This window comes from Aestuariibacter sp. GS-14, assembly GCF_006494365.1.
In the GTDB taxonomy this organism is placed as follows: Bacteria; Pseudomonadota; Gammaproteobacteria; order Enterobacterales; family Alteromonadaceae; genus Alteromonas; species Alteromonas mangrovi.
The window spans coordinates 1-19,565 of record NZ_VHIP01000021.1 but is presented as its reverse complement, the minus strand read 5'-3'; the positions used below and the strand labels follow the sequence as shown (position 1 = coordinate 19,565).

Annotated in this window: 18 protein-coding genes; 2 read left to right on the top strand and 16 right to left on the bottom strand. The window is 40.4% G+C overall.

What is annotated here, in order from left to right; all coding sequences use genetic code 11:
• Nucleotides 1-5: 5 nt before the first annotated feature.
• Together FJ444_RS20185 and FJ444_RS20180 are read left to right on the top strand one after the other, a co-directional pair.
• A complete protein-coding gene (locus tag FJ444_RS20185; RefSeq protein ID WP_140961563.1) occupies nucleotides 6-2,219 on the top strand; it encodes a polysaccharide biosynthesis tyrosine autokinase in 2,214 nt (737 codons plus the stop codon).
• A gap of 98 nt (nucleotides 2,220-2,317) precedes the next feature.
• A complete protein-coding gene (locus tag FJ444_RS20180; protein WP_140961561.1) occupies nucleotides 2,318-3,328 on the top strand; it encodes a nucleotidyltransferase family protein in 1,011 nt (336 codons plus the stop codon).
• Here FJ444_RS20180 and FJ444_RS20175 read toward each other — a convergent pair.
• The 16 genes from FJ444_RS20175 to FJ444_RS20100 form a co-directional block, all read right to left on the bottom strand.
• Complete coding sequence (locus tag FJ444_RS20175) at nucleotides 3,317-4,072, bottom strand: WecB/TagA/CpsF family glycosyltransferase (RefSeq protein ID WP_140961559.1); 756 nt, start codon at nucleotides 4,070-4,072, stop codon at nucleotides 3,317-3,319. The two genes, FJ444_RS20180 and FJ444_RS20175, sit on opposite strands and share 12 nt — an antisense overlap.
• 11 nt (nucleotides 4,073-4,083) lie before the next feature.
• Entirely contained in the window at nucleotides 4,084-5,349 is a 1,266-nt protein-coding gene (locus FJ444_RS20170; RefSeq protein WP_140961557.1) for an oligosaccharide flippase family protein, read from the bottom strand.
• Between the two features lie 3 nt (nucleotides 5,350-5,352).
• Entirely contained in the window at nucleotides 5,353-6,093 is a 741-nt protein-coding gene (locus tag FJ444_RS20165; protein WP_140961555.1) for a putative capsular polysaccharide synthesis family protein, read from the bottom strand.
• Nucleotides 6,086-6,814 (bottom strand): WecB/TagA/CpsF family glycosyltransferase, encoded by a 729-nt coding sequence (locus tag FJ444_RS20160; protein WP_140961553.1) that lies wholly within the window; start codon nucleotides 6,812-6,814, stop codon nucleotides 6,086-6,088. The genes FJ444_RS20165 and FJ444_RS20160 overlap by 8 nt, the downstream gene beginning before the upstream one ends.
• Nucleotides 6,811-8,019 (bottom strand): O-antigen ligase family protein, encoded by a 1,209-nt coding sequence (locus tag FJ444_RS20155; RefSeq protein WP_140961551.1) that lies wholly within the window; start codon nucleotides 8,017-8,019, stop codon nucleotides 6,811-6,813. The genes FJ444_RS20160 and FJ444_RS20155 overlap by 4 nt, the downstream gene beginning before the upstream one ends.
• Nucleotides 8,003-9,151, bottom strand: a complete 1,149-nt coding sequence (locus tag FJ444_RS20150) for a glycosyltransferase (RefSeq protein ID WP_140961549.1) — start codon at nucleotides 9,149-9,151, stop codon at nucleotides 8,003-8,005. Before FJ444_RS20150 ends, FJ444_RS20155 begins: the two co-directional genes overlap by 17 nt.
• Nucleotides 9,141-10,544: an undecaprenyl-phosphate glucose phosphotransferase gene (locus tag FJ444_RS20145; RefSeq protein WP_140961547.1), complete on the bottom strand. Its 1,404-nt coding sequence runs from the start codon at nucleotides 10,542-10,544 to the stop codon at nucleotides 9,141-9,143. The genes FJ444_RS20150 and FJ444_RS20145 overlap by 11 nt, the downstream gene beginning before the upstream one ends.
• 380 nt (nucleotides 10,545-10,924) lie before the next feature.
• Nucleotides 10,925-12,037 (bottom strand): hypothetical protein, encoded by a 1,113-nt coding sequence (locus FJ444_RS20140; protein WP_140961545.1) that lies wholly within the window; start codon nucleotides 12,035-12,037, stop codon nucleotides 10,925-10,927.
• A gap of 133 nt (nucleotides 12,038-12,170) precedes the next feature.
• Nucleotides 12,171-13,391 (bottom strand): HD domain-containing phosphohydrolase, encoded by a 1,221-nt coding sequence (locus tag FJ444_RS20135; protein WP_140961543.1) that lies wholly within the window; start codon nucleotides 13,389-13,391, stop codon nucleotides 12,171-12,173.
• Nucleotides 13,392-13,610: 219 nt separating this feature from the next.
• The gene (locus FJ444_RS20130; protein ID WP_140961541.1) at nucleotides 13,611-14,603 is read right to left on the bottom strand and encodes a hypothetical protein; all 993 of its coding nucleotides are present in this window, start codon (nucleotides 14,601-14,603) and stop codon (nucleotides 13,611-13,613) included.
• 142 nt (nucleotides 14,604-14,745) lie between these two features.
• Nucleotides 14,746-14,898: a lasso RiPP family leader peptide-containing protein gene (locus FJ444_RS20125; protein WP_140961539.1), complete on the bottom strand. Its 153-nt coding sequence runs from the start codon at nucleotides 14,896-14,898 to the stop codon at nucleotides 14,746-14,748.
• An 877-nt stretch (nucleotides 14,899-15,775) separates the two neighbouring features.
• Nucleotides 15,776-16,945 (bottom strand): APC family permease, encoded by a 1,170-nt coding sequence (locus FJ444_RS20120; protein ID WP_140961537.1) that lies wholly within the window; start codon nucleotides 16,943-16,945, stop codon nucleotides 15,776-15,778.
• A 301-nt stretch (nucleotides 16,946-17,246) separates the two neighbouring features.
• Nucleotides 17,247-17,408 (bottom strand): lasso RiPP family leader peptide-containing protein, encoded by a 162-nt coding sequence (locus tag FJ444_RS20115; RefSeq protein ID WP_140961535.1) that lies wholly within the window; start codon nucleotides 17,406-17,408, stop codon nucleotides 17,247-17,249.
• A 13-nt stretch (nucleotides 17,409-17,421) separates the two neighbouring features.
• Nucleotides 17,422-18,030, bottom strand: coding sequence for a hypothetical protein (locus FJ444_RS20110; protein WP_140961533.1), 609 nt, complete (start codon nucleotides 18,028-18,030; stop codon nucleotides 17,422-17,424).
• Nucleotides 18,031-18,312: 282 nt separating this feature from the next.
• On the bottom strand, nucleotides 18,313-18,474 hold the full coding sequence (locus FJ444_RS20105) for a lasso RiPP family leader peptide-containing protein (protein ID WP_140961531.1): 162 nt from the start codon (nucleotides 18,472-18,474) through the stop codon (nucleotides 18,313-18,315).
• A 16-nt stretch (nucleotides 18,475-18,490) separates the two neighbouring features.
• Nucleotides 18,491-19,111 (bottom strand): hypothetical protein, encoded by a 621-nt coding sequence (locus tag FJ444_RS20100; RefSeq protein ID WP_140961529.1) that lies wholly within the window; start codon nucleotides 19,109-19,111, stop codon nucleotides 18,491-18,493.
• Nucleotides 19,112-19,565: the final 454 nt, after the last annotated feature.

The window sequence follows — 19,565 nt, the reverse complement described above, 5'->3', positions numbered from 1 at the left end:
GAAGTATGGAAAGAATGGATAGCTACTCCGCTCGTAGCACGAGCGACAACGACGTAATAGACCTAGGCCAGTACATTCGCATTTTAAAGCGCCGCAAATGGAGCATTGCTTTAATTACGCTTTGCTTTATTGCATTGGGTATTTTTTACGTTTCGAAAGCCACCCCTATTTTTCAGGCATCCGCAAAAATACAAGCCGACCCAGTACAGCCAAATGCTACAGCTCAAGATCAATATATAATGAATTCCATGGTGTTTTTGTTTTACGAAACACAATACGAAATCATTCAATCGCGTAAAGTTGCCGAAACCGTAGTTGATAAGTTAAATCTGGTTGTTCGCTATAAAAAAGAACAGGCTGAATTAAAAGCGTCTGGCGAAAACGAAAGTGTAATTAGCAGTATTAAAAAATCGATTAAAGAGTTATTGCCATCTGACGAAGCTAAGCAAGCCCCGGTTGAATTAAGCGATTCACAATTGCGCACAATGCTAGCGCAGGCAATACAAGCTGGTCTGACCGTAAATGGCGGTACTCAAAGCCAAATAATTAATATCAGCTACATGAACGAAGATCCGGCTTTAGCAGCTGATGTGGTTAACGCTATTAGCGAAGCCTATATAGAATTTGGTTTAGAGTCTCGTTTAAGTCAAATCAAAGACACTGCCGAGTGGCTTAGCGAACAGTTAGAAGAACTGCGCATAACATTGCAGGAATCGGAAGATAAACTGCGTAACTTCCGTTTATCGCAAAACTTAATGGATACTGAGCAACAAGAACGCTTAGCCAACACGCAACTGCAAACTTTAAATACTGAGTTAGTACGCGCGCAAACTCAGCTTTCTCAGGCTCAGGAATTATATGCGCAAGTTACGCAAGCCGAGCGAAGTGGTGGCGATTACCGTTCTATTGGGCCGGTATTACAAAGCAATACCATTCGCGATTTGGTTAGGGAAGAATCCACCCTAAGCCGTAAAGTGCAGGAACTCAGCGAACGTTACGGCGAAAAGCACCCTAAAATGATTGCAGCCCGTTCTGATCTTGCCAGTGCACAGGTAAACCTGGACAGAGAAGCAGCCAAAATTGTAGAGAACATTAAAAACGAATACCGTGCAGCGCAAACCCAAGAGCGCAATGTTCGTGAATTAATAGATCAAACCAGAACCGATTTACAAAGTTATCAGGGCGATAGTTTTGAGCTTACCCGCTTGGAACGCGAAGTAGAAAACAACCGCCGTGTTTATGAAAGCTTCTTAGGTAAACTCATGGAAGCCGATGTATCTGGTGATTACGATGCATCCAACATTCGTATTATCGACAACGCTACAATCCCAGAATTTCCGGTTAAACCCCGTGCATCACTGATTGTGGCCGCAAGTTTGGTATTTGGTGTGTTCTTTGGTGTGGTATTTGCGTTTGCTCGTGAATTAATGGGCAACGTATTTAGAACACCAGATCAGCTTGAACATGAACTGGCTTTACCTTCGTTAGGGGTTACCCCACTAGTTAAGAAGAAAAAGGGCAGTGTTGAGCCAGAGAAGCAATATATAACCGACCAACGCAGTACCTTTGCCGAGGCTATTAATACCATAAGAACAGGTTTAATATTCTCGAACATAGATAACCCGCCTAAATCCATTTTGATTACCTCAACTAATGGCTCAGAAGGTAAAACTACACTGGCCATTAACCTGGCTGTGGCGTTAAGCCAAATGGATAAAACGCTGCTGATAGAAATGGACTTACGTAAGCCGGCAGTGGGTAAAGACCTCGGCATAAAAGCCGATATGGGCCTGAGTGACCTGTTAAGCGGTAAAACCGATACCAACGTATTCCATCAGGTAGAAGGCGCGCCAAACTTAAGCGTAATTACGTGTGGTACTATTCCTCCAAACCCAATGGAGCTTATTTCCAGCAAACGGTTTGCTAACCTACTGCATTCATTGCGTGAGCGCTTTACACACATAGTAATAGACAGCCCGCCTACCCTACCGGTGAGTGATTCATGCGTATTAGCTAAAATGGTTGATGCAACCATAGTGGCAGTAAAAGCGGAAGAAACAAAGATCAGTATGGCCAAAGAAACCATTACCCGCTTACGCAAGGTTAACGCCACTATAACGGGTGTAGTGCTTACCCAGGCTTCACCTCAGAAGATGAGCTACTACGGCGAACATTACTATCAAGACAGTTACTATGGTGTAGAGAAAGCCAAATCTTAAGTTCGAGAACCTAGAGAACAACTAATTAAAAGATACTTGGCGCCTTTTGAGGCGCCAAGGCATTTTAAAAACCGGCGGCGCATCAAACATTAAGAAACATGAAATTAGCCATTAATGAAACGTACTATTTTTATCACCAATGTTTGCGAAAAGAACTAACCAACTTTGAACGCAAACAACTAATCGAGCTTGTTTTAAAGTACCCACACCTGCAACGTTTCGCCGCCTTACTACCAATTCAATCCACAACAGACCTGCCAATCACTGAAACTCAAAAAGCAAAATTCAATGCAATTAAAATGGCAATAATTGCAACCAACTTAAAGCAACAGGCATTTATTCGGAGTATTGCCAGAGAGTTTGAATTACATTCAATAACAGTAGTCTTGCTGAAATCATCCGCACTAAATGGTTACCTCTACCCAAATCAGCGCTGTCGGGGAAATTCAGATATCGACATGCTTATCAGAAGCAACGAAAAAGATAAGCTGGAGCAGATCCTTCAAAAGGTTGCCTACTTACACAACAAATCAGATTCACAGCCATTTGATGGCTTGTATGAACAAAGCTGGATAAGTAAACAAGATCCAACACTGTTTATTGATGTACATACAGACCTTACTAATCCTAAACTGTTTTCTATATGCAATGCAGACATCTTTGCATTAAGCAGAGAGCACCCACAATTCAATACGCCAGCAATAAGAGTAATGGGCCCAGAGCATAATTTTATTCACGCAGCTTTACATATATTTGGTGATGGATATTTGCCGCATCACAGCCTTTTAGACGCATCGAGTCTTTTAAACAAGCTAAAGATGAGCTCTCGGGGTTTAGAGCAAATATGTAAAGCCTGGGGATGCCAATTAATTACACACTTACTCATTACTGAACTAGAAGACACAAAACTAACAATTAAGTCATTCAATCAACCTATCTCAGCATCATTGCGGATAAAAATAGGAAGATATCTACTTAGTAAAAACTACCCCGTTAAATCGCTCAGACGAAAGCTGCAGCAAGCTTTACTGCAAATAATACTGGTTGATAGTTTTAAGCGTACTATCGCTACACAAATGCAATACATGCGCTTAAAGCTATTTAGATAGAAATCGCTCACGCAAAAGATAATAAATGATTTGAGGGCAGTTAATAAAATAGCGCCTGAAGCGCTTTATGGGCGATTGAGCAAACCTAAACAACCATTCCAGATACATAGCTTGTATGAATTTCGGCGCTCTTTTTTCTTTACCGGTTAAGTAATCTATACTGGCACCTACACACAAAATTATACCCTTCTTTAATCTTGGTTTAATAAAATGTGCTAAAAATTCTTGTTGGGGACTACCCAAAGCTAAAAACAAAATATCGGCATTTTCTTGTACAATAATATCAGAAATACTATCTACTTCATCTGGTTTATCAATAAAACCAAAACTCGGACAAACATGCGAAATGTTTGTGTTCATAGAATTTAAACCTTGATGTATTTGAGAGAACATGGGGTCCGGAGCTCCTACAATCAAAATTTTAAAACTAGTAAAATCTCCTCTACGCAAAATCATAGAGGTAATGTCACTGCCTGTAATTACGGAGATATTTTTATTCAAAATTACCTTTACTAGGATCGCCATTACTCTACTATCGTTGATACAAAAATCAGCACTAGAATATAACTCTTTGATCGTAGTTGATTTAGAAATTCTAACGTAATGATCGACATTAGGGGTTACAATGACCGCTGGCTTCCCAGAACAAGCTAGTGTTCTAATTAAACTATAAAAGACCATCTTATTCGAATTAAAAATAAAAAGATCGAATATGTTTAATTTTTTGTAATTAGAAATATTCATGCCAGACTTAACTAACTTAACCTATAAAAAAATATGTTCAAACGGTACTTCACGTAAAAACTAGCTAAAAAGGTCTGTACAAATATAGCTAGTATAGTGGCAATGGCTGCACCCTCAATACCATAAGCATCTATCAACAACAGTGATGCTAACACTAGTGTCGCACCGGCTAATAAGGAGCACTTAGTTAGATCTTTTTCAAAACCTGACATGGATAAAATATAAATAACAGGACCGAAAAAAACATTTATGGCTTGTCCTATAATCAGTATAAGTAGGCACTTAGTACCAATCACATACTCGGTTCCAAACATATTCAATAATAAGTCTGGGAAGAAAAATATGAAAACAAATACTGGAAAACTAACTCCTGAAGTTATTACGATTCCTTTCTTACACAACAACTCTATGTCCTTAAAATTCCCTGCAGCAGCAAACCTTGCAATCTTTGGTGATAGAATAAAATTAGTAGTGGTGAGCACAAAGCTCACAAGCAAAGATAATCTTTGACAAACAGCAAATATTGCGACTGACTCTGAACTTTCAAACAGACCAAGAAATAACTGCCCCCCCCAGAACAATAATTGACCCAGTATTGAAACAAAAAAAAGCGGGATAGAAGAACGTAGAATTGTAAAATCAATAGAACGTGTAAAGAAAAAAAGATGCTGTCTAAAGAAAAACAAATAAGAGAGCAAGAAACAAAAAGCTGACGAGCAAAGTAGAATAAACAAAAGTGAATATAAACTAGTAGGGCGAAGCAAAATAAAAAAAATTAAAAATAAAGCATTACTACATATATTCATAAAGAAAACAGAAGTTTTACTAAATGACAAGCCCTGAAATCCCATTGCAATCAAATTGAAAAGAGCCCAAAAAATTGCATTAATTACAACTAAAACATATACGTCAAATAATAAAAGCGTATTGTGAAATAAATATAAAAAAGTTAAGCATAAAAACAACAAACTCGAAGTGAAAATAATAGAAATTAGAAGTACTGATTGCATTATATTTATATGCGCATGACTTTTTACATCAGAAGTACTGACAAACCGAATGGTAGACTGGTCCAATCCGAATTTAAAAACTGTACCAATAATAAAACCAAGTGACATCAAGAAAAAAAAATCACCTGCAACAGAAATTTCTATGTAACGAGCAACGACCAGAGTCAATAAAAATCCAAATAACACACCTACGATCTTTAAAGAAAAATTGACAACTATTTGACAGAATAAATCTGACTTACAAAAATTTAGTGCCATTTGCCACATAAACTAGACCTTATAAAAATGTCTATAAAACCTGCTTTTTTTTAAATTTTGCTTATATGTTAAAAGTTTATCCTCAGCTTGAATTCTAAAATCTTTGTATAAACTGGAATACCACTTATTATCACCAACATTAGAAGACGAAAAGCTAATTTCAAAGCCCAAAAACTCTTCGATTATCTTAATATTATCGTTCAAATCTTCAGCTCTAAGGAGTAGTACTTCAAACTTATCCTTTTTATATAGTTCAAATCCCAAATCAGAAAAATTACGGTTATACACATCTATTCCAGTAAAGCGACGAATCTCTTTATCGAACCAAAGATGTAAGTAATCCTGGTCAAACGAATTTTCAAACACTTGAAAGAGAAATTCATTATCATCAGTTCTACAATCAGCCCCTTTTGAGCCCAAATAATTATAAATCCAGTGAGATATATCCTGAAAAAACATAGATAAATTACGTTTATAGGGATCTCTAACCAAAGTAATTATCTTTACTTTTTTCCTTTTTAAAATACAGCTTCGCTTTATCAAATCACCAATAAATCCAAATAGCGCACGAATCCCACTTCTATGTTGTTTCTGAAATACCCAACACGGAGCATTACCGTATAAAGTGTGAATATGAATGCTATTGGGTATTGATTTTTCAAGCGAAGTAGAACCAACTTTCCCCATTTGATAAATTAAGACATTGCTTTCATTTGAAAACCTTTCCGATATTTCCTTTAGCCTTCTAAACATTTTTATCCTTAAAAGCTAATTTAAATAACCAAAATATCGATCTTGGATACTCATATATATATCTTTTTAATAACTTTGGCTCGTCAAAAATTCTATATAAGAAACGCAAGTTCAGCTTATCTATTATATGTGGATAATAAATTTCATTCTCAGTTGATGCGTGTTGATGAATAAAACCACCACATGTAAAAATAATTATATTGGACAGCTGTGATTTAAGATAAATAGCAAGCTCATCCTGTTTAGGAGTGCCCATTCCTAAAATAACTATAGCAATAGAATTTTCTTGAATAAAATTTCTAAGAGCTGGGTATTCTTCTTTACCGAAATATCCATCTCTCGAATACCCTAAATTTATATCTTTATATTGAGATCGAATTTTACTACAAAATAATTGATTTGATTCAAAGTCGCTGCCAATAAAAGCTATTGGTTTATCTTGGTTGCAAGCATACCCGATGACTACATCCGCCAAAGATGTAAAATCAAAGCTATGTCTCTTTACTCTTATATTAAATAACAATCGCAAGATAAAAACCATTAGAATGCCATCAACATAAATCTTATCAAATTGATTTATTTGTATATTAGATTCTGAAAGCAACTTTACAGAATAAGGATTGACAAAAGTATACGCTCTACTCTTCTTATCATCCAAGTCTGAAATATCAAAATTGGCAATTTTTCTCAATGATGTGATTAGTTGATCATCTCTACTCACTGAATTTCTCTTTTAGTTGTATATAATCCAAGCATAAAAAAATAACAAACACTTAACAACTGTGCTGCATCGATATCTTCAAAAATCCAAAAGGTAGTCATAACCATTAAAATCGAAATCAACCTAACTTTACATCTATTAACTTCTGTTCTGAGAAACTCAAGAGAAAATCTAAATATAATTAACACACTATATGTAATTAAAAAAAGCAAACCAAAAATTCCGGTTTTTAGAAAAGCACCTAAAAATGTAGAATGTGATCCGAGTGGGATAAAAAATACTCCTCTATCTTTCACCCCCAAGCCGAAAATCGGATTTTCGGCCATTGCCTTTTCATATGTGGCTTCATATGCTAAAAATCTAATGGCACTGCTTCCAGATCTCAAATTGTTAATTTCACTCCAAGCCTTCAATAACATAGGAAATGTTAAAATACACAAAGTTGCAAATATCATTATTAAATATATTTTAAGACTTCGCTTAAGTTCAGAACTATAAAGAACAAGTAAATGTAATAGATAGAGAGCGACTAAGAGTCTTGAGAAAGTAGATATTACGCAGATAAGTGTAATCAAAGCCCAAATCGTGAACTCCAAGCTTTTCACATTTGATTTTAATGTAATAATTGTAAAGAGCATTATCGATACTGCTGCTGTTGCAGTAGCATATGGTGAAAGGATTGCGTTTCTAACTGAGCTGCCGCCGTCAAACCAGTCTGAAGTGAATACCTTTAATACCGTAGAATCAACTATTAATTGCGGCATAGAGTTAACGTTAATCGCTTTTGCCAGTAACGAATCAAATTTTATTTCATTATAAGACCCAGTTAGGCATAGGAGGGCTGAAATAAATATAATTATCAAAAGTAATTCTGCTCCCCTCTTAAGACTATTATAATCTATTTCTTCTCGATTATGATAAAGAACCAATACCGTCAAAACGCCTAAAACCCAAAAAGAAAGATTATAGGCACTTGCAATTATTCTATCTAATGGAGAGCCATATGAATTAAATGCAAGGGAGAATAAGTAAATTGAAATATAAAGAATTATTGGTACGATTTCTGTCGGTACTATCTTAATATTTTTTCTATTTAATGTTTTTATAGATTGTAATATCACAATTATATGAAAATAAAATAAGCTTAATCCAGCAATCCATGCAATTGGATAATACTTAAATAAAATTCTATCCAATCTTAACATTATCTAGTAGTTCCATTAGCTTTTTGTGATAATTACTGATAGTCAACATATCAATATTTATATATAAATTATTTACCTTATCAGATGTTTCTTTCAAAATTTCAGAAAATTTACTTTTATCAACTATTTCAGATTTACTAATAACCCGTCCTCGGTTGGGGCATAAATTCAATACTTCTTTCAAAGCACCAAATTCACTTACCAATACAAAACATCCACAGGAAATTGCCTCGGCAACTACTAAACCAAATGTTTCGTTCCATAAAGAAGGGACAACTACCACTTTTGTCATTCTCATATAGTTAAGTACATCCTCCTTATCTACGTTTCCTGTAAAAAGAAAATGTGAATTTTTATACTCTTCCTTCAAATCGGCTAAAATAGATCCCTGACCTACTACTATCGTTTTTCTTTCTGTATTAGCTGCTGCGGCACAAAACTCTTTTACCCCCTTAATATCCTCTATTCTTCCAAAATACCCCAATGCAAATTGTCTATCTATGTCTCCTTCTTTATACTTAAAATCCTCGATAAAATTATGTAGTACTTCTATATTCTTGTCTATTTTATATATTCTTGAAATTTCATTTTTTAAAAATTGACTAGGAACCAAAATTTTATCAATATACTTTAAATATTTTATTCTAAAAAGTAGATAATACAACTTTGATAAATACCCACCACTAATTATTTTAGCGTTATAATTGAAGAACTCATAATCATGAGTAGTATATAAAACATTACAATTTAATTGTGAAATCCATTTAAAAATCGATGGAGAAAAACCTCTAATTTTATGAGCTAAAACAATACTTCCTGGCCTTATATTTTTTTTAATAAATATTTCTATCCTAGGATTATATATATCATTTATTTGGTCCCATAATTTCTCGTATTTATCTTTAGAGTCTCCTTTCGAAAGATAATTTCTTTGTTCTAAAACTATTATTTTGATACCAGACCTTTCAATTTCATTGTAGAGGTCGTCGTCTTCTATCGATATACATATTATTGTAACTAAAAAGCCTATTTCACGAATATACAATGCAGATTTTATTGCTATCTGTTCGGCGCCACCGGCATAACTAATTCGATTTACTATTATATATGTGCACTTTTCTTCAGTAGACATTCTTTCCCACAAACCCTCTAAACACCGTAAACACTACAATCTTAAAGTCCATCCATATACTCCAGTTACGGATGTACTCTAAATCGTACTTTATACGCATTTCCATTTTTTCTACGGTATCGGTTTCGCCACGCCATCCGTTTACCTGCGCCCACCCGGTTATACCTGGCTTCATTTTGTGGCGCAGCATGTAGTAGGCTACTTTTTTCCGGTATTCTTCGTTGTGGCTTACTGCGTGTGGCCTTGGGCCCACTACCGACATAGTGCCCTGTATAACGTTAAAGAACTGGGGCAGTTCGTCTAAGCTGGTTCTGCGCAGGAATGCGCCAAACTTGGTTACCCGCGGATCGTTTTTAGTGGCTTGCTTAACTACTTCGCCGTTATCCATTACCCGCATGGAGCGGAACTTCCACACTTTTATTTTTTTGCCGTCCATGCCGTAGCGGTCTTGCTTAAATAACACTGGGCCTGGTGAGGTAATTTTAATAATGGTGGCAATAATCAGCATGGGCAGCGCTATTACGGTTAGGATTAAAAACGCTAGTACTACGTCTTCCATACGTTTCATAATGGAGTACCCGCCGCGCATGGGGGTGTCGTATATGCTTATAGTTTGAATTTCGCCTACGTGTCCCATGCGGGAGTGCAGTAGGTTAAAAGTAAAAATGTCTGGCACTAAGTGTACGTCTACCGTGGTGTCGCCCAGTTCTTTTAATATGTTTTCTATGCGCTCTTTGTTGGTAAGCGGCAGGGCAATAAACAGTATTTCTATTTTGCCTTCCTGTGCCATTTTTACGCCATCGGCAATACCACCTGCCAGTTTGTGCAGGTATTTGTCGTTCAGCCGTTCAGGGGCGCGTTCGTCGAATATGGCGGTAAGCTTATAGCCTGCTTCCGGGTAGTTAACTATTTCGTTGGCTAAATCTAATCCGCGCTTTGTTAAGCCAATAATGCCCACTGAACGGGTGTTATAGCCTTTTTTGCGAATGGAAATAAGGAACTGGCGGAATAAAGCTCGCCACAGGCACAACAAGGTAGTGGTGCTGATTATCCATAAACCCAGGGTAACCCGCGAAAAGTACTCGGTTTGCTTGGTAAAGAATAGGAATATAAACAGTGGGAACAGCGTAAGCAGCCAACTGCTTACGGTGTAAAACAGCATCTCTTTGAAGGACCCGTTGCGCCAGGAGCGGTATAACACAAAGAGTTCGGCAAAGAAGAGATACGCCATATTAGACACCAACCCCAATACAAAGTACTTGGTGTCGAATTTGCCTATGTACGCCATTGCGGAAACAGCTAAACACAGCTGGATAATTAAAATATCGATCAGTCGGTAGATGAAGGCAAACTGATTAATATTGTTGCGAATGAATCCGCCGTTTTCGTTCATTGAATACCATCCCTTGGTAATTCCCAATACAACATGAATGCGTAAGCTGGAGATTCTAATGGTATTGCCCCAGCGTGACAATTAAATGAATCACCAAAATGGTGCTTTTGCACCATTTCGTAACTATACCGCAAATACGCTGAATGCCAAACCAGTGTGTAGATTGGCGCTGTGAGTGCGTGTTTTTAATCGATTTAGTTACGTTTGTTTTTTTGTTGGCCCGTTATTGTAATTAGGGCCGATTTTTAATGTAAAGAATGAGCAAATGGGGTGCCAGTTTTTTTACTGGTATTTTGGTTAGTTTACTGGACTATGTTGTTTGGGATGTCCCGAATTGTCGTATTTTCCAAACAAACCGATTAGTCGAACGTTAATTTGCGTTAAATATCTATACCCGTTGCTTTCATCTCTTTCTTTAATGCTTCCAAATCGGCTAAAGGCAACGGAAGTATAAACGATATTGCATTCATACCTAGCCCACCGAATGAATTACCAACCACAACCGCCTTTGACGAATCAACAACCCAAATTCTATCGTGTACAAACAATTCTTCATGGCTGTCAAGATCACAAAACCGAGTTCTCCCTGAAAACTGAGTTCCAATATCGTCCTTAACTTTCTTTGAATTAGCATGACTACTACTGAAGAATATATTCAATTCATTAGTGTATTTGTTTCCGACAGCTTTCATAAAGTCAGAAACGTAGCATTCCTTAACAAAGAGCCTCTCAGCAATTTTCTGAATTATCATCAAATCATTATCCGATACTGAGATCTTTCGTTTAATGTAAGAGGTTAGCTTGTCAACTGAACCAAAGCTTCTGCCTTGCATTTCTCTTAGCTGTCTGAGTACCAAATCACTGGTCGCTTTTCTTTCTATCAACGTAATGAATTGCTCATGAACCTCGCATTTGCCAGTTACAGTACCCAAAATATATGGATCAATTACACTAACCTTCCTTGCCCCCCTAGTAAAAGACTGGAGTTCTTTAATCGCTCCTCGTCGCTTCCCGGGACCAACGATTAGTTTTGCCACATTTCCTAATGAAATTCTTGAAGATTGTTGTTCCGAAAATTGTAGAAAGGAATAGTCAATATCCTTTCCAATACTACCAATAACAGCGGCAACATAACTTTCGTCCTCAAGAATAACCAAATACTGATTAGTCTTGATATAGGTGGACATCTTCTCATTATGATTAGAAAATCGATACCAGAACCCTCCAGGTATGGTTGCTTTTAATCTAAATTTTTTAGGAACATTTTCAGAAGCAAAGTTAGAAATAGTATTTAAGGAGTCATCATCAAAGAAGGAGCCTTTGAAGTTATATTTCTCGATTATTTCTAATTCTAAAGTAGATGGATCACTATCTGTAGTAACAACTAATCCTTCACTTTCAAATCGCGATGGTTTCACATTAGAGTGAGGCGCTACTATTACCACCCATGCGGAATTGAGATCTTGAAGTTTGTGAATAATGATACTTTGCATAAAAAGTCCTTTTCCCATCAAAATGCTACATTCTTTAAATTTAGGCAAACAATACTTCAAATTATAGAGATATAAACCTGCAATATAACTTCTGATACTTCCTGAACATGATTGTATAAACTGTACAATCCTACTAATCACCCAACTGGTAATTCTTCTGGCGGAAAAGTGTAAGTGCGGCGTTGCATACTTCGGTATCGTATAACCTTCCCGCATTGCTTTCGATTTCCTGCAAGGCTTTTTTAATACCCAACGCATGGCGGTATGGGCGGTTGGTGGCCATAGATTCAATTACATCCGCTACCGCGATAATGCGTGCTTCCAGCAGGATCTCGTCGCCCTTTAAGCCCCTTGGGTAACCAGTGCCATCCAGGCGTTCGTGATGCTGATACGCTACTTCGGCTACCGGCCAGGGGAAGTCGATACTTTTAAGAATGCTGAACCCGTTACAGGCGTGAGATTTAATGATCTCAAATTCAGCATCGGTGAGGCGTGTAGGTTTGGTGAGGTACTCTGCCGGCACGCTTATTTTACCAATATCGTGTAACAACCCAGCTATGCGAAGGCCATACTGGGTATCCATGTCTAAGCCCATTTCCAGCGCTATGGCGGCAGCCAAATCGCCTACCCGCGACTCATGCCCAGCGGTATAGGGGTCGCGCAGCTCTACCATGTGTGCAATGGCTGTTATGGTACCCAGAATGGTTTTTTCCAGCTTGGTAGAATATTCCTGCACTTGTTCCAGCGCGGATTCTTCGGTGCTGATATCGCGCCATATGCCTACAAAGCAATTGGCCGACACGCTTTCTACCCGGCGCAGTTCGTCGTGAAAGTACACATAGTGCCCGTTTGCGTGCTTAACCCGGTAGTAGTGATCGCCCCCACCGTTTGCCAGAATGCTTTTGCTCTCTTCCAGGGCGCGCAGGCGGTCGTCGGGGTGTACGCATTTTTCCCACCAACCAGGTTGCAAGGCTTCTTCGTTAGAGTAACCCAGGATTTCCTGTAGGTTTTCGCTTACCCAGAGTGTACGAAGGGTTTTGCCATCCCAATCCAGGGCATAGGTAAGCATGGGAATATTCTGGAAAAACGTCGGAATTTTATTCAGCACCAGTTGTTCTGTACTGTGCGTAATAGTGGTGGCAACTTTGCTTTCTGCTTTGTTTAAACGCATTAACAGCACGTATAACATACCCGACATTAGTATTACAAAGGCCATGCCTTTGGCTGCTGATATTGCATAGGAATCTGAAAAATCGCCAATAAACTGAGCTAGTAGCCAGTCACTGCCAATAATCCAAAGCAAACCGATAACCAGATAAATAGCAACTAGTTTTTGGTAGCGACTTTTATTCATGATGAGTTAAAACCACATTGAAGAAAATGAAGAAGATATTGCTTAGGCTCCCGTTAAACCGGGAGTACACCACTTGAGGCTGTGTATATTGGGGGCAGTTTAATTAAACTTTTGTATAAGTCCACTTTTTGCGACATAGCTGCCTGCAAATACGATGTTTTATTGATTTGCGTTCGTATTCACACTCTTGTGCAGTGTATTCCTTGCTGGCCCGACAATTTATTGTGTTTTCGATTGAATGAGTTTATCCAGAATGCTGGCAATATCAGGTAACTGGTGTAATCCGCTTGGATAGGTTACCCGATAAAAAGGAACGCGCTGCAACAAGGCAGCGAGTGCCATAATGCGTTGCTTTTCTATGCCCAACCCACGATAAGCATCGCCCAGCATGCTGTTTTGTATCAGTATAATTAGTGCAGCACTGGGGTTGATAGGTGTGATTGTTAAAGGCTCACTGGTGTTAGCCGGTGCATCTACCCTGTTCAGGTAATACATGGCCTTTACCGGTGTGGGCATATGGCCGCCTTGCTGATTGTTTTGCTGCGTAAAGGTAATTTCTTTTTTGGCGAAGCGTTCGTGCACTTTTTTTTGTTGCACTTGTTGCGTCGTTAAGTGTTTTTCTAACAGTTCGGCGCTATCGGGCCACAAACGTACCTTTGGCCAGCTGGGGTAAACCTGATAGCTGCTATTTAAGTGGTATAGCGCTGCCATGTCGTCGGTGGTGAGTGAGTACCCTAATGTAGTAAGCAACGTGGTTAGAGTAGATTTACCTGTGCGGCTTGGCGCTAAAAATAAATGCGCCTGATCATGTTTAACCAGGGTATTCGCATGCAGGCACAGCTTGCCTTGTAACTCCAAAAATAGCGACATACCTAACGTTTGCAAATAATGCGAGGGGCCTGTGCCATTTGCCTGCCAATCGATATCCAGTTGGTTATGCTGAAGCTGAAAACTGCCCTGCCCTTCACAGTTTATGTGTAACTGGTAACAGTGCTGCTGGCGATCCAGCGTAATATTCGACTCGTACCGCTCACCTTTGTCGGTAAGTTGCCATACGCGTTCGGGATTGCTTAACGGGCTGATGTTGTTGAACGCTACCTGCAATGTGTAAGGCGTGTCTGCTGTAGTGGGATCAGGGGAGCAGTTCAGCGTAACACCGTGTAATGGGGCGCTGCTTAATGTTGCGAGTTCCTGTTGAGTATTAACTGACATTCCTTAATCCGCTTACTGCCATACCTGTGGTGTAAGAATGCGGGGTTTAAAGAGTTGTGTAAAGGGGTTGTATAAACTGCGGGATAAAAAAATGCCCCGTAAAAACGGGGCAAACTAGAGAACACACACTTTGTTTCACACACTAACCTTGGAAAGGGTTTCGCTTGGTATGGCCGCCATGTTCGTCGGGAACACTGCCGGAAAAACCTTGCGTTAATTCTTGCAAGCTGCCTGCACGCTGCAGTTGGGGGGCGTGGTAGGCTAATTTAGCTTGTCTGTCGTCTTGCTTGTTCATTCAACACATCCTTCTAGTTGATGAGTCCAGTGTACATATTTTGTTCGTGCGTAGGTTATAAGTGGCTATTATTAGGTATGGATTGTAATAAGTAATTTATGACTGACTATTTGATATCGCGGCCTGTTTGAGTAGGCCCCGAGTCGAGCCCGGGGTGACGGTAATGGGAAGTATTCCCCGTCCTCATCCGTCATCCCCGCGTTCTTCCCGTCATCCCCGCGAAGGCGGGGATCTTGTTTAGCATCGGCACACTGTTTGAGTAGGCCCCGGGTCAAGCCCGGGATGACGGTAATGGGAAGTCTTCCCCGCCCTCATCCGTCATCCCCGCGTTCTTTCAGTCATCCCCGCGAAGGCGGGGATCTTGTTTAGCATCGGCACACTGTTTAAGTAGGCCCCGGGTCGAGCCCGGGGTGACGGTAATGGGAAGTATTCCCCGCCCTCATCCTTCATTCCCCCCCCCTCATCCGTCATCCCCGCGAAGGCGGGGATCTTGTTTAGCATCGGCACACTGTTTAATTAGGCCCCGGGTCAAGCCCGGGGTGACAGTAATTAAGATCCCGGCCTGTTTGAGTAGGTCCCGGGTCAAGCCCGGGATGACAGGGGATCTTGTATACACATCCCACACTGTTTAAGTAGGCCCCGGGTCGAGCCCGGGATGACGGTAATTAAGATCCCGGCCTGTTTGAGTAGACCCCGGGTCAAGCCCGGGGTGACGGTAATTAAGATCCCGGCCTGTTTGAGTAGGCCCCGGGTCAAGCCCGGGATGACATGGGATCTTGTATACACATCCCACACTGTTTAAATAGGCCCCGGGTCAAGCCTAATGGTGCCCGGGATGTCAATTGTAAGCCTGCGCACTTTTACACAATGATAACGGTTATGCTAAAGCGGCCAATACAACCAAGCCCACACAGCTAAAAAACCCAGCCACCGATACCCAGCGGGGAATAAAACGATCGTGCTTACTAACGCGCAGAGCAGCCAGGTTGGTAATGCCGTAATACACCAATACGGTAAACGCACTCAGGGTCCAGGCGCCTTCTATTTCGGTTAGCAAAGCAATCACGGCCATCATGCTAAAGGTTAGCCATGTTGCAGCAGGCGCAGATTTGCTGCTGGCATCCAGCTTTGCCAGCCCTTTGGGTAAATCACCTCTGCGCCCCATCGCCAGTATCACGCGAGACACGCCCAGCACTAAGTTTAGCACCACGCCACACATAGCCACTACGCCGCCTGTTACGATTACCCAAGCCCAGCTAGCATCAGCAACCAAATCGCTAATTTTAAACGTAGCCTGATTAAATACCGGGGCGTTATAAACATGCAAAATTGCCATACCTATTACTATGTACAACGCGCTTACCAAAGTGAGTGTAAGCCATACCGCACGCGGAATGTTCCTGCGAGGATCTACAATTTCCTCTCCCATGGTGGCAATGCGGCCATAGCCAGTAAATGCCACAAACATCAGTGCAGCTGCATGGAAAACCGACAAGCCGCCCGATTGATTGTCGGTCCATTCGTGGTGACTTACTGGCATGGAGAAAGCAATGCCAATAAATACAAATAGCCCGGTAAGGCTAATGGCTACCAGTATTACATTAAGCCAGTTAGTGCGGCGCACACCCGACAACACAAACAGGGTGAACAAAAGCAGCAGCATCAGTGCGATTACTTTTACCACCGCAGCTGACATGCCCAAATAACTGTTAAGGTATTGTGCTACAGCCAAAGCAGCCGTAGCGGCCGAAGCACTTTTTGCTACTACAAACAACCCGCCGGCAATTTTGCCGCTTAGCGGATTAAGAAACCGGTATCCGTATTCGTAAGTACCACCGCTAACAGGGTGGGCCGAAGCAAGCTGCGCTGAAGACAAGCCATTGCACAGTGCTGTGATAGCGGCAATTGCCACCGCCCATACCAGCCAATTACCCGCAATTGAGGCACTTAATCCCACGCTTACGTAAGCGCCGGTTCCCAATATCGATCCCAGGCCAATTATTACCGCACCGCCCAAGTGAGTGCTTCTTACTAACTGGTTGTTCATTGTTATTCTTTTACGTTTTAGCCTTAGTAATTACAATGCCTTACCATTGTGTGTGCTGGTATTAGCAGTTATCGATTCTAAAGTATTCACGGTAACTATGAAGGCCCTGCGAATGAAATTTTTTGTATTCTGAGTCGCAATGAAGTTTTGATTGTTAATAGCGGTGACTGAAGAAAGTAAGCACATTGGTTTTGTATTACGTGCTCATGCTTAGCAAGCTAATGCTTTTTTGGGGTTTGAGGTTTGAAGTTATAAAAAAGCCCGGAAAACCGGGCTTTTAGAAGTAGAAGCTAATAAGCTTTTACCCTTGGAAAGGATTACGCTTAGTGTGACCGCCCTGCTCGTCTGGTACGCTACCAGAGAAACCCTGCGTTAACTCAGCCAGACTACCCGCTTTATCAAGCTTAGGCTGTGCATAAACCTTTTTATTTTGTTCCGTAACAACTACCTGTTGTGATGTCATTATAGTTACTCCCTTACTTAGCGCGACGAGTAGCACGCAGTGCTAACAAACCAAACGCTACCAACAATAAGCCAGCAGGAGCAGGTACTTCACCCTGTGCCATTGCGTCGGTATCTGTCATGAATGCTAAACCAGTACCAGCAGCAACAAATGCAGAAATATCCAGCGTACCGTACAGCTCGTCTTCAACCAGACTGCCGTAACTTACTGTTGCCTGAGGATCAGAACTTACGAATTCACGACCAGCACCTGAGCCATTTGCAGAAGCATCACCGAAAGCGGTGTCAAATACAAAGCCTTCGCTCAGAATATCAAGTGTGATACCAACAACGTCAAACGGACCGTTGAAGAAATTGAACAAACCATAATAGGTGTTTGATACCGAGTCGTACTCACCAAATGAATCACCGTCGAGAATCAAAGCCCAATCAGAAGCACCAAACGCACCGCCAGCGGTGGCTGATATTGCTTGCCAAATAGCAGACTCGCTCGATCCATTAGCAAATTCAACAGTAACAGAAATGCCAACCATATCTGCACCGGTAACACCCTGAACATATGACGCATTAGCCTGGAAAGAGGCAAACAGAGCCATAGTCATTGCGATAATATATTTTCTCATTTTAGACGTCCTTAAAATGAAAGTGAAAAAGAGTACTGCTACTTCCACTTATAGCAATGCAAAGATTATACCTATCCTAGTAGTTATTTTAGTTACTTGTTTTTATTAATAAAAATTTGATCGCTTTGGATCAATGCTGATCAGAAGTTTTCAGATTGTAAAATAAACCGACACACAAACACCGTGTTATCAATGATTTACTATTTTTACTATTTTGCAGCGCAAAAAGAAAAACCCGGGTATCTCTACCCGGGTTTCTGCGATGAAATAGGCTTTTAACGATTAGCCTTGGAACGGATTGCGCTTGGTGTGACCACCCTGTTCGTCTGGAACGCTTCCAGAAAAACCTTGAGTCAGTTCTGCCAGGCTACCTGCCTTTTGTAACGCAGGCTTCGAGTATTCGCGCTTTTGAGCGTGCGCATTACGCTGTTCAATAGAAGTCATCGTTACATTCTCCATATTACTTAGATGATTTACGCGCTAAACGCATACCCATCAGAGCCAGTGCAATCATTGCAAAGCCTGCTGGGGCTGGAACTTCTTCAGAAATTTGGTCTGTGTCAGTTAAGAACACGCCCATCTCACCAGAAGCCAGAACTACCTGAGAAGAACTCAGCAGAGTCATTGTGCCGTACAGTTCATCCATGTAGTTGTCTGAGTAAACTGCGAACACATCTGGGTTAGAAGCCGCCAATTCACGACCAGAACCAGAACCGTTAGCAGAAGCGTCAAAGAATGCAGTATCGAATACAAAACCTGCAGACAGTGCGCTGAACGATAACGACACCATGTCGAAATCGTAGAAGTTCATCATTAAGAAACCGCCGTACAGAGTGTCGGTTAATGGATCGTACTCACCGAACGAATCACCGTCCAGTAACACACCCCAAGGTAAAATACCGAAAGCACCACCAGCACCGGTAGTAATGGCCGCCCATGTAGCTGTTTCAGAAGCACCATCAGCAAATGTTGCAGTAACTTCAACACCTACCATGTCTTCGCCAGTTACACCCTGAATGAAACCTGCGTTTGCCTGACAAGCAAAAAACGCCAGGAGACCCGCTAAAATAAATTTTTTCATCGCTTCCGTCCTCTAAAAAAGCTCAGTACCGAAATTTCGTGCACTACTTCCGTATTAATACAAGGTTTATGCCAAAAATAAAAATTACTTATAAAACAACATTTAAAAACACTAACTAAACCATTAATGCCAAACACCGCAGCTTAGGCTGCTTTATTTGTAAAAATATCCGACACAAATTACTAAAAATGCGACGCGATCCGGCTTTTATGCAGTTTTATAAGCTTATTTTCAGCTTGGTGCGTAGTTTACTTTGGTTTTGGTCATTAGGGAAGTAGTTAGGTGTTATTGAATACATCAAATTGAGAAAGATTTAACCACATGATTTAAATGGTGTTTATTGATTTTCAAGCCTATTAATTTGAATAAGCACTAACACTGTGCACATGCACAATTTTTAAGCAGGCTTTGTAAGAATAAATTAAAGATCGTTTTAAAGATCCAGGCCTGTTTA

Excerpts from the sequence above, each read along its gene's own strand:
- FJ444_RS20185 (WP_140961563.1), top strand. The coding sequence starts at position 6 with ATGGAAAGAATGGATAGCTACTCCGCTCGTAGCACGAGCGACAACGAC.
- FJ444_RS20180 (WP_140961561.1), top strand. The coding sequence starts at position 2,318 with ATGAAATTAGCCATTAATGAAACGTACTATTTTTATCACCAATGTTTG.
- FJ444_RS20175 (WP_140961559.1), bottom strand. The coding sequence starts at position 4,072 with ATGAATATTTCTAATTACAAAAAATTAAACATATTCGATCTTTTTATT.
- FJ444_RS20170 (WP_140961557.1), bottom strand. The coding sequence starts at position 5,349 with ATGTGGCAAATGGCACTAAATTTTTGTAAGTCAGATTTATTCTGTCAA.
- FJ444_RS20165 (WP_140961555.1), bottom strand. The coding sequence starts at position 6,093 with ATGTTTAGAAGGCTAAAGGAAATATCGGAAAGGTTTTCAAATGAAAGC.
- FJ444_RS20155 (WP_140961551.1), bottom strand. The coding sequence starts at position 8,019 with ATGTTAAGATTGGATAGAATTTTATTTAAGTATTATCCAATTGCATGG.
- FJ444_RS20150 (WP_140961549.1), bottom strand. The coding sequence starts at position 9,151 with ATGTCTACTGAAGAAAAGTGCACATATATAATAGTAAATCGAATTAGT.
- FJ444_RS20145 (WP_140961547.1), bottom strand. The coding sequence starts at position 10,544 with ATGAACGAAAACGGCGGATTCATTCGCAACAATATTAATCAGTTTGCC.
- FJ444_RS20140 (WP_140961545.1), bottom strand. The coding sequence starts at position 12,037 with ATGCAAAGTATCATTATTCACAAACTTCAAGATCTCAATTCCGCATGG.
- FJ444_RS20135 (WP_140961543.1), bottom strand. The coding sequence starts at position 13,391 with ATGAATAAAAGTCGCTACCAAAAACTAGTTGCTATTTATCTGGTTATC.
- FJ444_RS20130 (WP_140961541.1), bottom strand. The coding sequence starts at position 14,603 with ATGTCAGTTAATACTCAACAGGAACTCGCAACATTAAGCAGCGCCCCA.
- FJ444_RS20125 (WP_140961539.1), bottom strand. The coding sequence starts at position 14,898 with ATGAACAAGCAAGACGACAGACAAGCTAAATTAGCCTACCACGCCCCC.
- FJ444_RS20120 (WP_140961537.1), bottom strand. The coding sequence starts at position 16,945 with ATGAACAACCAGTTAGTAAGAAGCACTCACTTGGGCGGTGCGGTAATA.
- FJ444_RS20115 (WP_140961535.1), bottom strand. The coding sequence starts at position 17,408 with ATGACATCACAACAGGTAGTTGTTACGGAACAAAATAAAAAGGTTTAT.
- FJ444_RS20110 (WP_140961533.1), bottom strand. The coding sequence starts at position 18,030 with ATGAGAAAATATATTATCGCAATGACTATGGCTCTGTTTGCCTCTTTC.
- FJ444_RS20105 (WP_140961531.1), bottom strand. The coding sequence starts at position 18,474 with ATGACTTCTATTGAACAGCGTAATGCGCACGCTCAAAAGCGCGAATAC.
- FJ444_RS20100 (WP_140961529.1), bottom strand. The coding sequence starts at position 19,111 with ATGAAAAAATTTATTTTAGCGGGTCTCCTGGCGTTTTTTGCTTGTCAG.